Genomic DNA, 12,161 nt, shown 5'->3' with positions numbered 1-12,161 from the left:
TAGGCTCCGGGCCATGTCCCGATCCGCGCGACCCGCCGAGGACGTCGTCCAGGAGACCGCTCGATCGGCCGGGTTCATCGCACTCGGCGCCGGTCTGGCAGCTGCCGCGGTGGGGACGGCCGTCATCGGTGGCTTCGTCGCCGCCGTCGCCCGCGCCGTGGTCACCCCCGACCGCAAGCGCAACGAGCGCGTCCCGATCCACGCCGTCGACCCCGTCCGGAAGACCGTCACGATCGAGCGCACGGCCGACACCGAGCTGCAGGGCCGCTACTCGCTCTGGTTCGGCGGCGGCACCGGCCACATGCGCGTCGGCGAGGTCCTCGGCACGACCGACACCACCGTCACGCGCCGCATCATCGCGATCGACGCCGGCGACCCCACCGCCGCCCGTCGCGGTCGCTGGGGTGGCTGGTTCTACCTGACCCCCGGCGAACTCGACGTGCCCGTCGAGGACGTCGACATCCCCACCCCGAACGGCCCCGCTCCCGCGTGGGTCGTCCGCGCCGACGACCCGGCAGCGCCCTGGGCGGTCCTGGTGCACGGCCGTGGCGTCACGCGTGCCGAGACGATCCGCGCCGTCCCGGTGTTCCGCGCCGCCGGGTACTCGGTGGTGCTCGCCTCGTGGCGGAACGACGGCGTCGCCCCGCCGAGCGTCGACGGCCGCTACGGCCTCGGCAGCACCGAGTGGGAGGACGTCGACTCCGTCCTCCGCTGGCTCACCGCGCAGGACGCCCAGAGCGTCGTGCTCATGGGCTGGTCGATGGGTGGCGCCGTCGTGTTGCAGACCCTGCTCCGCTCGCGCTTCGCCGGCCTGGTCGACGGGGTGGTGCTGGAGTCCCCGGTGGTCGACTGGCACGCGGTGCTGAAGTCGCAGAGCCAGCTCCTGCGTCTGCCGCGTCCGGTCCGCAAGGTCGCGCAACGCCTGCTCCGCACGCCGGTGCTGCACCGGCTCGCCGGGCTCCAGGCTCCTGTGGACCTGCGCGAGCTCGACATGGTCACGCGCTCCGACGAGCTCACGGTGCCGATCCTGCTGCTGCACAGCGACGACGACGGGTTCGTGCCGTCCTCGGCCTCGCACGACCTGGCCCGCGCACGGCCCGATCTGGTGCGGCTCGAGATCCAGACCACGGCCCGGCACACCAAGCTCTGGAACCACGACGCCGACTGGTTCGACGCCCGCATCCTCGCGTGGCTCACCGAGGTGGTCCAGCGGCGCGGGGCGGCCAGCGCGCGGTAGACGCGACCGAAGGGCGGACGGGAGGCGCGGTGCCAGCTGACACCGCGCCTCCCGTCCGTCCTTGCGTCCGTTCGGTCGCATCGTGAGCAGAAATGGTCGGGTCACCGTCCGACACCCGACCATTCCTGCTCACGAAGCGGGTGGTCCGGCAATCGCTCCGTTCGAGGCGCTTCCTGCTGCCTCGTCGGGCGGTTCGCGAGTCTGCCGGAGCTTGCCGACCAGATCGATCACTTCGTCGAGGAGCGCGGGCGGGCGCTCATCTCGTGGGCGTGCGCGTCTGCCTCGGTCTTGTAGATCTCGCCCCATGCGATGCTCGGAGGCATGACATGGACAGGCAGATCGACGTCAGGGAGACAGATCTGCACGAAGTGCGGGAAGGCGGGGAAGGTCCAGAGGTCTTCGTCTTCGAAGCGACCCCAGAGCAACAGCTCCCCGACGCCCAGCGGGTGGCCGAGCTCCTGACCGTTCAGCGGGGGATCGCAGGTGACCATCAGCGCATGGTGACCGTTCGGGAGCTCGATCGGTCGTTCCACTTCGCACCGGAAGACGGACGAGAACCGCTTGCTGTCCATGGACGAGAGAAAGAAGACTTCTTGCATGTCAGAACTCCGGATTGATGCCGCTGACGCGATCGAGCTGGATCGCGCCCTTCTCGATGCCGTTCGGGAGGGGGTCGCGCAACGTTATTTCGAGCAGGAACTGCCCCGAGTTCACGCTGTGATCGGGCTCGCTCTTCCCTGACGGTAGTCCTGCGACGTCGCGTGGTCGGCAACAGAACCAGGGTGGGACGGCGACCATGAGGCACCGGTCGCCTGAGCATCTCCGCCGTAGACACGGGAGATCTTCTGACCTTCGAAGGGCGTCGGGAACTCGTCGCCGAGCTTCTTCACCGCCGTCGGCAGATCAACCTGGTTGAGCACCCCGCCGGTCGCCGGCGACGTCGTCGCGCTGTGGAACCACGATGCCGACTGGTTCGACGCCCGGATCCTCGCGTGGCTCACCGAGGTGGTCCAGCGGCGCGGGGCGGCCAGCGCGCGGTAGACGCGACCGAAGGGCGGACGGGAGGCGCGGTGTCAGCTGGCACCGCGCCTCCCGTTTGTCGGTGGTGCCGTCTGCGACAATCGACCCATGTGGCCGTTCCGCAAGCGCCCCGAGACGGTGCCCTCGTTGCCGACGAACCCCGTGCTGCAGCAGATCGTGCAGCGGGGCGGCGACTTGTCCCAGCCGCGCGACTGGGTGCACTTCGTCTACTTCCCCGACGGTGGCTCCGCCAGGGCTGCCTCCGCGCGGATCGCCGCCGCCGGATGGAACGTCGCGGTCAAGCCGTCCGGTGTGGAGTGGTACGTCGCCGCCGATCAGCAGAACGTGCTCGTCGACGATGCCAGACTCGGCGAGGCGGTGCGGTTCTTCGAAGGGATCACCGCGGAGACCTCCGGCGCGCAGTGGGACGGCTACGAAGCGAGCATCTAGATCGTCGTTTGCTGGCCTCGCCCGAACTCCTCGAGACGGGTCGCCGGTCGGCCGGGCTGCGCCGGGCCGTGCGTCCGGTCGAAGGCCTCGCTCATCGTCGTGAGCGGCGGTCGGACCGTCACGGTCCATTCGCCGCTGTCGAACGCGTCGATCCGGACGACCAGGTTCGACTCGTCGGTCAGGTCCGAGCCGGGGAGGTACCCGAGGAACTCGCCGTCGATGAGCTGCCGCGTGCTGTCAGCGATCTCCATCGCCTCGGCATGGCTCAGGATGAGCCCGGGTTCCGCCGCCGCGTCGACGCGGCGTTCGAGTGGGAGCGCTTGGACCGGCTTGTCAGGGGACGTGACGGCGTACAGGGTCGTGAGGACCCAGATGAGCTCTGGTGAATCGAGCTCTGATGTTTCGAGCTCTGAGAAGAACTGCACCAGGTCGGGCAGCACGATGCGAGCAGCGGGGATCCGGTAGGTGACCATCCCCAGGTCGCCCGGCACTGTCGTGGTCATCCGTTCTCCTCGGTCGTCTCGGTCTGGGGCGAGAGGCCGCCCACGCTCATGGCAGCGAGGACGTCGGTCCTGCCGGGCGTGAACGCCGTGAATCCGACCCATGTGTCAGCCTGCACGATGCAGAACCCCGGCTGCTCGTCGCCGAGCGGCACGTGCAAACCCGTCGAGTCCGCGGACGTCGAAGCCCTTCTCCGCGGCCATCGTGTACTTCGTCAGGAAGGTTCGTGCCGTCGACAGCGCGCCCTGCTCGAAGATGCGCAGCCGTTCCTCGGCCAGACACCGCGATGCCACCTCGAGCGCCAGTTCGGCCCCCGGGGCGTCTGATGCGCGCAGGCGCCTGCACAGCTCCTGGACGGTGATGTGGACGAGTCCGACGGAGCGGTCGACCGCCGTGGCAGCCACGAGCGTCCGGTCCGTCGCGCGCAACACGACCGTCACGAGTTCATCGCCGTGCTCGACCTGACAGATCAGGACGAGCTCGTCTCCGAGGGCTTCGAGTGGGTCGATGAACGGTACGAGGTTCGGCTCCTGCTTCGAGTAGGACTGCCGGATGACCGCTGCGAACGAGCGTGCGGACACGTCGGAGACGAGCACTTGCGCGACCGATCCCACTGCGGCGAGGACGTCGACGACACGGTCTGGCAGGTCCACAGCCGTTCCGTTGGTGACCGCTCGGAGGTGCGTGACCGAGACGTCCGAGGGTGCGCGCGTCACCGTCGGACACCCACGGACGACGGGCTGTATCGGTACTGCATGTCACCGTCGGGCAGGGCGTCGATGTCCACCCGTGCGCGGCCCGGTTCGCTGTAGTGCCAGGACGGACCTCGGCGGTTCGACCAGCCCTCGAGCAACTCACCCGAGGCGAACCGGATGGCGATCCGCGCGCCCGTGACTGCACCGTCCGAGACGACCTTGTTGTGCAGGGCAAGGAGGTCGAGCAGGGACGATTTGTCGCCGGGATCGAGGAACGCGTGCTCCCCGTCAGAGCCGGTCAGCGCGAAGTCGGTCTCGAACCGGAGCGACGCACCGCTCGAAAAGCGGATCGTCACGTCTGGTCCGATGCTGATGAGGTCGACGGTGTCGCCGGCGATGTCCAGCGCGAAGGGTTGGCGCGGAACGCCGCTCATCCTCGATCTCCTTCCGTGCCCGTGCCCGTGCTTCCGGTCGGCGGATCGGTGCGGGCCGGGCGACCCTTCGGCCCGGAGACCTGCCAGGACTCGAACTCGGCATCGGGACCGGCGACGACGGTGTCCCCGCCGTCGAAGATCAGCGTCAGTACGCCGTTCTCGGTCGAACTCCGAACGAGCTCGGCACCGAACAGCCGCAGGACCGGGAGCAGTGAGTCCTTGCGGTCGGGATCGACGACCGCGGTGCTTCCGGACCGGTCGGTGACGGTGCACTCGGATTCGAGCTGGACGCGGTAGCCGTTGCCGAACCCCAGCTCGAGCCGGAAGTCGACGCCTATGAGGTCGAGCGTGCCCGCGCGCTCGACGGTCATCGCGCCCCCGGAAGGGTCTGCCGTGTCACTGGCCATGATCGTTCACTCGTCCTAGATCTGACGCGGAGCCGACAACGTAGGGCACACACGCGCCCGAATCCTGTCTGTCAGTCCGAGAGGCGGGCGGTCGTGCCTCGAACAGGAACTGATCAGTCCGGGGGGCATTCGGCATCGCCTCTGTAGATCACGGAAGTTCAAGACTGTCGATGGAAAAGGGGACCATCCGGACCGATTCGTTTCTCATTGAACGCTGTCGTCATTCTGCACCGACATGACACCGATCACCGACTCATCGCCCTCGCCCAGAGCGATGATCCAGTAGCCCGTTGTGGTGTCTACGGTAGCCAGCAGGACTGTCGCATCCCCCATGACCAAGAGCTGGGATACGAAGTCTTCGAGTCCGTCGATGGCTACCCCGTCGTGCCTCGCAGGTGAGTACTTCCCCGGGAACATCACTGCTGTGTCCTTGACTGACTGCGGATGCAGTGCGATGAGACGATCTCCCCGACTTGATTCGAGCTCGCGAACCATATCTGAAGCTAGGGGGATCGGTGAGGATCGAAGGTTCAGCAGAAGTCTCGTGAGAGAGATATTGCGGCGGTCTCCGGAGGCATCATGTTTGATCGCTGCGGCGAACGAGCGGTCGGAGTTGCGCAGGATCACGGCTATAACCTCGTCCGCGACAGCCGCCTGGCAGTAGATGACTTGTGTGTCCGCGAGTGGTTTCAGAGCCTCGATCAACGGAGCAAATACTGACGCGCGTCGCGGGTACGCCTTTTGAATCGTGTTTGCGAGAGACGAAGCAGGAAATATCGAAACATCGAACAGGGTGTTCCGATCAAACCGAGCAACCGCTTCGCGAATGGCTTCGGGGGCCCTCGCCGTGTTCAGTAGGCGCAACATCTCGCCAGGCTCAAGTGTCTTTACCACGGGCCGAACCTCTCCACATGTGCGTCGCTGACGATTCCCTTGATGAGCACCTCGGCCTCCTCCGGAATGCTTGGACCCGGCACTACCTTGTGCGCGTGCTCTTCGAGCGTTGTGCTCAGAATAACTCCGCGGCCTTCCGGGTTGTAGACACCCGCACCGCTGGGGTCTGATGCGAAGCCTTCAGCAACACGTCGGTTGGTTGTCCAATCTCATCGTCGGGTTGACTACTGCCTCGTCGAAGACGACTGTCACCGTGGTGCTGTCGACAGAATCGATGCGCACAACTGGATCCGCCGTCGCGGGTGATACGCGGTGTCGTCATCGGCCGCGACCAGACTGGTTCTCAACGTTCGCCTGGTTTCCCGATGAAGTTGGTGACGAACAGCGCGCCCATCACCTGGTCCCTTTCCTTTTCGAGTGCGACAGTCACGAGGGAGTCCTCAAGCCACACGAAACACAGGCGAACCTCGGTAGAACCGAGGAGAGCGAGATTCGTCGTGAATTCTTCCAACCCAATCACGACGACACCTTTCTCCCTGGCCAAGTTGTACTTCGTCCAAAGTGTCCGCGCGATGCTCGAGGCGTCCTGTACGCTGAGTCGGAGATCTTCTTCACAGGCTTGAGGCAGAAGCGCCGCGGACGCCTTCAAAGCGGCCGGGGTTGTCAATTCCTTCAAGAGATGACGAAGTGCTCCTACGGAGATTGTTTTTTGCGTCGGTGCGCGATCGAGGTATGTCGCTGCGAGCGGAACTTGGTGTTCGGCGTCTACGACGAAGGACGCGATCCGCTCGCCCGCCTCGGCCTGGCAAAATAGGATCGATCCATTGCCAAGATCATGCAGTGGCGCTAGAAGTTCAACTAAGTTCGGAGATCGAACCAGGTAATTGTCCCGCACCATTCTCTCGAATTCGGCTGCCTCGAACTGGTCTACAAACAATTCCTGTTCAGGTGGCAGTTCTGTCAACAGGGTCAGCGCATCTGCTGGAACGTTCAATCCCGAGCGCTCGATCATCCCTTCGAGCACCTCGACAGTCATGACTTCGCTCAACTCTCGTACCTCTCCACCTTTGCGCCACGGACGACTCCGCGGATGAGGACTTCCGACTCACCGAACTCGTCAGGCCCGGGAACTACCCTGCTCCGGTACGGCTCGAGATCTGTGCTGAGGATCACGCCGCGGCCTCCAGGTGTGAGTTCGCCGTCTCCATATGGGTCGGACGCGAATCGCTCGGCGACGGTTCGGTCGGTGGTCCAGCTGGTGAGCTTGCTTTCTCGGCTGTTTCCTCCGTTGTGCATGGCGCCATCTTGGTGCCCCTGTAAGTCTCCGGGCAATGCTTCCCCGTTCTTTGCTGCCTCGAACCGGTGATGCGCGGCGTTGATGCCGCGATAGATCGTTGTTGGAACAGGCGGAGTCGGCGCGAAGTCGTCGAGTTTCGAGACCGCCGTCGGGAGGTGGACCTTCGACATGGTGCCGCCGGTCGCCGCCGACGTCGCCGCACCTTCGGCCGCGTTCCGGAGCAGACCACCGGGGGTCACGGGTTGGCCACTCACCGCGTAGTTCGCGACGTTCTCCGCCGCCCCTTCTGCTGCGTTCTTGACCAGTTGCTTGCCGATCAGGGCACCGGCACCACCGCCGACCGCACCGAAGGCCCCGCTGACGGCGACCTGGCCCCAGTTCACCTCGCCGGTCGTGGCCTTCTGGATGATGGTGTCGGCACCGGCGCTGATGAGCATCATGCCGACCGGACCGCCGACGCCGGTGGCGACGAGCACACCGCCGGCGACGACCATCGCGCCACCGGCGACGTACTCCCAGTTGTTCGCGAACCAGTCACCGGTCGCGGCTGCGGCACGTGCGAGCGGCCCCTGCTGCGCCGCTGCGTAGGCCTCGAGCTCGGCGTCGGTGACCGGCGCGAGTCCGAGCGGGTCGATGGCGTGCAGCGGATCATTGCCGGCGAACGAGTACGGGTTGCCCGCCCAGGCTGCTCCCGCGGGCGCGGTGACCGGGTCGACGGACAGGAAGCCGCGCGACGACGAGTCGTAGGCGCGAGCACCCATCCACTCCAAGCCGGCGACCTGCAGCGAACCGTCGGCGCCGAGGGCGACCCCGCCCGGCAGGCCGGAGCCGCCGAGGTCGACGAGCGTCTGCCACGGGTCGGCATCGTCGGCTGCTCTGGTCGTGCGTCGACCGCTGGTGGCCCACCCGTCGTCCACGCCGGTGAGACCACCGGGAGCACGGACGACCGGTGTGTCGCCGACAGCGAGGAGCGTCGGCGCGAACGCGGCGGTGTCCCAGTCGATCTGGACGCCGTCGACATCGGCGAGTTCACCGAGGGCGTCGACGTGCAGGTCGGTCGTGGTGCTGCCTGCCGCGGTGGTCTCCGCCACCCCGGTGAGGTGACTCTGCGGGGTCCAGCGGTACGTGGTCGCGACGCCGTCCGTTCGGACCGTCTGTACCCGTCGACCTGCGCCGTCGTAGGCGTACTCCGCCTCGGGCGCCCCGTCCGGAGCGTCGACCCTGGTCAGCTGTCCGGCGGCGTCGTACGTGAACCGTCGGGCCCCGGAGTCCGTCCGTTCCTCGACCAGACGACCAGCGACGTCGTAGACCCAGCCGGTGCGACTGCCGTCCTGGACGGACGCCACCAGCTGCGCGGCATCGTCGTGCTCGTAGGTGGTGCTCCCGCCGGGTCCGTCGACCCGGGTGATGCGCCCGTCGGCGTCGCGTTCGATCGTGCTGGCGTGCGTGCCGTCCGAGTCGATGCGCGCGTGCCGGACGACGTGTCCGTTCGCGTACTCCCAGGTCTGCAGCTGATCGCCGGCGCGGGCCTGCAGGAGCCGCCCCGCCGCGTCGTGCTCGTACCGGACCTCGCCGAAGGCCGAGTGGTCGACGCGGACGACCCGTCCGGTGGCGTCGTGCTCGTACCGGGTCGTGGACCCGTCAGGGGACTGCACCGAGGTGCGGAGTCCGTCGGCATCGTGGGTCCACCGGGTCTCGCGCGCGCCGGTGGCACGGCGGACGAGCTGGCCCAGTCGGCTGAACTCGAGGACGTGGGTGGCGGGGGAGTCGGGACGGGTCTCGTCGGTGATCGTCACCGTGCGAGCACGCGCATCGCGGTCGATGCGGCCGATCAAACGGTCACCGGCGTACTGCGCGGATTCACGACCGGCCGCGTCGTACTCCCACCGAAGGACGCTCCCGTCCGGGTCCGTCTGGGTGAGCTGGCGCCCGGCCGCATCGTAGGTCGCCGTCGTCGTGCGACCGAGCTGATCGGTGGACGAGGCCACCTTGTCGAGCTGCGTGTACGTGCGGACGGTCACCCCACCCAGCGGATCGACGGTGCGGACGAGGCGCCCACGCTGGTCGTACTCGTAGCGGGTGGTGCCGCCGAGCCCGTTCACCGCGGCGACGAGTTGTCCGGCGGCGTCGTAGCGGAAGGTCCGCTGGCCGAAACGGGTGTCCCGCGCCGACACGACCCGACCCACGCGGTCGTACCGGTACCGCGCGGTGCCGACTCCGGGGACGTCTGCATGGACGACCCGGCCCTGGCGGTCGTACTCGGTCCGGGCGACCTCGCCGGTCGGCAGGGTGCGCGCGACGACCCGTGAATCGGCGTCGTAGGTCAGCGTGGTGCGTGCGCCGGCGGGGTCGATCGCGCTGACCGGGCGGCCGCACGCGTCGTACTCGTACCGGGTGGTGCGGCCTGCCGGGGTGGTGACGGCGACGACGCGTCCGGCCAGGTCACGCTCGATCCTGGTGAGCCCACCGTCCGCGTCGACGAGCTCGACCGGGCGGCCGCAGGCGTCGTACGTCGCGAGTTCGGCGGAGGCGTCTGTGTGCTCGAGCCGGGTCGGGCGCCCGAACTCGTCGGTCGTGACGGACACGGCATCGAAGGCGTCCCGGACCGTGGAGACGCCGTCAGCGCGCGAGCGCCCCACCTCGGTACGGACACCGGTGGGGTCGACCGTCGCGCCGAGGGCTCCGACCGCGTCGTGCTCGCGTGTCCAGGTGCCGCCGGCCGGGTCGACCACGGCTTCAAGTCGGGAGAGCGCGTCGTGCACGAACGCCCACTCGGCACCGTCGGGCAGGGTCATCGACGAGACGTTGCCGAAGGCGTCGAAGTCCTTCGTCACGACGCGACCGAGGGGATCCGTGGTGGACACGATCTCGCCGTGCTGGCCGTAGGCGACCTCGGTGCGGGCACCGGTCGGATCGATCGTCGCCGTGACCCGACCGCCGTCGCCGTGCTCGAACCGCCACAGCCCGCCGTCCGGGTCCTCACGCGCGGTGAGCAGGCCGGCGGCGTCGTAGCGGTACCGGGTCCGGTTGCCGAGCGGTGTGACGGCCTCGATGATCCGGCCACCGGGGTCGCGGACCAACTGCGCGGTGTCGCCGACGGCGTTCTCGACCCCGGTGAGCTCACCGGACGCATCGTGGTGGAAGGAGACGACGACGCCCATCGGATCGGTCGTCCCCACGAGCAGGCCGTCCCACCACTCGAGCAGCGTGCGACCGCCGACAGGGTCGATGACGACGGAGGGGTTCCGGTCGTCGCCCGCGTACTCGTACTCGACGACCCCGCCGTTCGCGGTGACCACCGTGGTCATGCGGTCCTGCTCGTCGTACCCGAAGGTCAGGTCGGCGCCCTCCGGTGTCACGGTCCGGACGCGCCGTCCCCGCTCGTCGTACCCGTGGACGGTCACCTGCCCGTCGCGCTCGGTCACCGAGACGAGGTTGCCGTGCGGGTCGTACGACATCGACTGACGCCGCCCGTCGGTGTCGATGATCCCGACGACCCGGCCCTTGCGGTCGGCGATCCACGTGTTGGTGTGGTCGCCGTCGACGTCGGAGACCGAGGTGACGCGGCCCGGCAGGTACGCGAACCGCACGCGCCGTCCGAACGGCGTGCGCTGCTCGACGACACGGCCACGGGCGTCGTAGGTGTTCTCGCACTCGACCACACCCGTGGCAGCGGTCACGCGGTCGATCAGCCCGTCGTCGTTCCAGCGGTACCGACGGCTGCCGACGGCGTCCGTCGCACGGACGAGTCGACGAGCATCGTCGTAGTGGTACTCCACGCGGCGTCCGTCGGAGGCGCTCGTCGACGCCACGCGGTCGCCCGCGTACTCGACGTCGATGAACCGTCCGAACACGTGCGACAGGCGGGTGATGCGGTCCTGCTCGTCACGCCGAACGGTCACGGTGGTGCCGGCTCCACGGCCGCTGCGCAACCACAGTCCGGACGGCGTGAACGCCCAGTGACCGCCGGCGTTGTCCTGGACGACGAGGGCGTCCCCCTCGGCCCGGAGCCACAGGTCCTCGCCGACCGCGCGGTCCCAGCCGTCGCCCTGCCGCGGGAAGTCGACCTGCCGGCCGTCGTCGAGCACGACCGACGCGGCGTCGTCGGTGATCTCCAGCCGGGTGTCGAGGATCGAGGACCACCCGAGCCCGAACACCCCGGCACGGCCGTCGAGCGAGTTGTACATCCGGGTGAGCCGGAGCGACGCCGCCTGCCCGGCGAACGACAGGTCGGTCTCGGGCTCCAGGAAGTTGCCCGTGGCGGTGTTGACGGGATCGTCGGCGAACCCGTTCGTCGGAGGCGTCCCCATCGCCGAGAACGGTCCGATGGTGAAGTCGTCACGTCCGGCGTCGATGCCCGCCGCGGACAGGGCCGCCGCGATCGCCGCGTCCGACAGCGTCGCGGGCCCGGCACCACCACCGGCGGCTTCGAACTGCGCGGCGACGGTGCCCGCCCAGTCGGCGTCCTGCCCGTTCGCGGTGAGCCAGTCGTTGACGGCGGTCAGCAGCGACTGGGCGTTCAGCGTGCCCCAGCAGGGGTTGCACTCGGCCTCGTAGTCGCTCAGGGCGTTGCGGAACGTGGAGACGGCACCCGACAGGTCGGAGTCGAGCGTGCGGGTGTTCGCCTCGAAGGAGCGGAGGTCTTCGGGGACGGCCGACGACGTCCCACCGCTGGTCCCACCACCCGCGGGGATCTCGCGCCCCTTGACGCTGACCTCGTCCGCCTGCAGCCGCGGCTCCGGTTCCGGCTCCGGGGGCTTCGGGTCGTCGCCCCCGCCGAACCACGTCGAGATCTCGTGTCCGGCGCCGACGAAGAAGTTCTCCTCGCGTTCACGCTTGCGGGCGTCCCACGCCTTCGCCTGCTTCCGCCGGTCGTCCTCGTCCTTCGCGGCGTCGCGGAGTTCCTGCACGAACCCCGACAGGCTCTGCAACGACTCGACGAGCTTGGTCGCGCTGCGTGCGCCGATGTCGGCGTTGTCCGCGAAGACCTCGGAGAAGTACCCCCGGAACTGCGCAGTCGCGGTCGTCACCGACGACGACCGCGATCCGGCCTGGCCGCCGATCGACGACGCGAGCGCCGTCGACGCCGATTTGAGCGTGTCCGCCGCGCTGTACGAGTAGCCGGTCGGATCGTTCCCGTGGATCTTCGCCATCGTCAATTCCCCCCAGATGCTGACGGGCTCATCCTGTCACGGCCAGCGACTGAAATGCCAGAGGACCGCATGC

At 68.2% G+C, this 12,161-nt stretch carries 11 protein-coding genes; 3 read left to right on the top strand and 8 right to left on the bottom strand.

Annotated features, from left to right (window positions below; translation table 11 throughout):
• Positions 1-13 precede the first annotated feature (13 nt).
• Positions 14-1,237, top strand: a complete 1,224-nt coding sequence (locus tag DEJ00_RS09920) for an alpha/beta fold hydrolase (RefSeq protein WP_146247938.1) — start codon at positions 14-16, stop codon at positions 1,235-1,237.
• A gap of 227 nt (positions 1,238-1,464) precedes the next feature.
• On the opposite strand, the gene DEJ00_RS09915 is transcribed toward DEJ00_RS09920, so the two are convergent.
• On the bottom strand, positions 1,465-1,836 hold the full coding sequence (locus DEJ00_RS09915) for a hypothetical protein (protein ID WP_111057230.1): 372 nt from the start codon (positions 1,834-1,836) through the stop codon (positions 1,465-1,467).
• Between the two features lie 313 nt (positions 1,837-2,149).
• Between DEJ00_RS09915 and DEJ00_RS18790 the strand changes: the two genes are divergently transcribed.
• Together DEJ00_RS18790 and DEJ00_RS09910 are read left to right on the top strand one after the other, a co-directional pair.
• Positions 2,150-2,278, top strand: coding sequence for a hypothetical protein (locus DEJ00_RS18790; protein ID WP_258373620.1), 129 nt, complete (start codon positions 2,150-2,152; stop codon positions 2,276-2,278).
• A gap of 87 nt (positions 2,279-2,365) precedes the next feature.
• Positions 2,366-2,707, top strand: a complete 342-nt coding sequence (locus DEJ00_RS09910) for a ribonuclease E inhibitor RraB (protein ID WP_111057229.1) — start codon at positions 2,366-2,368, stop codon at positions 2,705-2,707.
• Here DEJ00_RS09910 and DEJ00_RS09905 read toward each other — a convergent pair.
• The 7 genes from DEJ00_RS09905 to DEJ00_RS09880 all read right to left on the bottom strand — a co-directional run bounded on the left by DEJ00_RS09905 (position 2,704) and on the right by DEJ00_RS09880 (position 12,088).
• On the bottom strand, positions 2,704-3,210 hold the full coding sequence (locus DEJ00_RS09905) for a hypothetical protein (RefSeq protein WP_111057228.1): 507 nt from the start codon (positions 3,208-3,210) through the stop codon (positions 2,704-2,706). The two genes, DEJ00_RS09910 and DEJ00_RS09905, sit on opposite strands and share 4 nt — an antisense overlap.
• 105 nt (positions 3,211-3,315) lie before the next feature.
• Complete coding sequence (locus tag DEJ00_RS09900; protein WP_146247937.1) at positions 3,316-3,861, bottom strand: hypothetical protein; 546 nt, start codon at positions 3,859-3,861, stop codon at positions 3,316-3,318.
• A 59-nt stretch (positions 3,862-3,920) separates the two neighbouring features.
• On the bottom strand, positions 3,921-4,337 hold the full coding sequence (locus DEJ00_RS09895) for a DUF6188 family protein (protein ID WP_111057226.1): 417 nt from the start codon (positions 4,335-4,337) through the stop codon (positions 3,921-3,923).
• The gene (locus DEJ00_RS09890) at positions 4,334-4,744 is read right to left on the bottom strand and encodes a DUF6188 family protein (protein ID WP_111057225.1); all 411 of its coding nucleotides are present in this window, start codon (positions 4,742-4,744) and stop codon (positions 4,334-4,336) included. The genes DEJ00_RS09895 and DEJ00_RS09890 overlap by 4 nt, the downstream gene beginning before the upstream one ends.
• 204 nt (positions 4,745-4,948) lie before the next feature.
• The gene (locus DEJ00_RS18280; RefSeq protein ID WP_146247936.1) at positions 4,949-5,638 is read right to left on the bottom strand and encodes a hypothetical protein; all 690 of its coding nucleotides are present in this window, start codon (positions 5,636-5,638) and stop codon (positions 4,949-4,951) included.
• Between the two features lie 343 nt (positions 5,639-5,981).
• Positions 5,982-6,686 carry a hypothetical protein gene (locus DEJ00_RS18275; protein WP_146247935.1) on the bottom strand — a complete coding sequence of 235 codons (705 nt, stop codon included), beginning with the start codon at positions 6,684-6,686 and terminating at the stop codon, positions 5,982-5,984.
• The gene (locus DEJ00_RS09880; RefSeq protein ID WP_111057223.1) at positions 6,683-12,088 is read right to left on the bottom strand and encodes a DUF6531 domain-containing protein; all 5,406 of its coding nucleotides are present in this window, start codon (positions 12,086-12,088) and stop codon (positions 6,683-6,685) included. The genes DEJ00_RS18275 and DEJ00_RS09880 overlap by 4 nt, the downstream gene beginning before the upstream one ends.
• Positions 12,089-12,161 lie beyond the last annotated feature (73 nt).

This window comes from Curtobacterium sp. MCLR17_039, assembly GCF_003234745.1.
Lineage (GTDB): Bacteria > Actinomycetota > Actinomycetes > Actinomycetales > Microbacteriaceae > Curtobacterium > Curtobacterium flaccumfaciens.
This window is presented reverse-complemented; position numbering and strand designations above follow the sequence as displayed.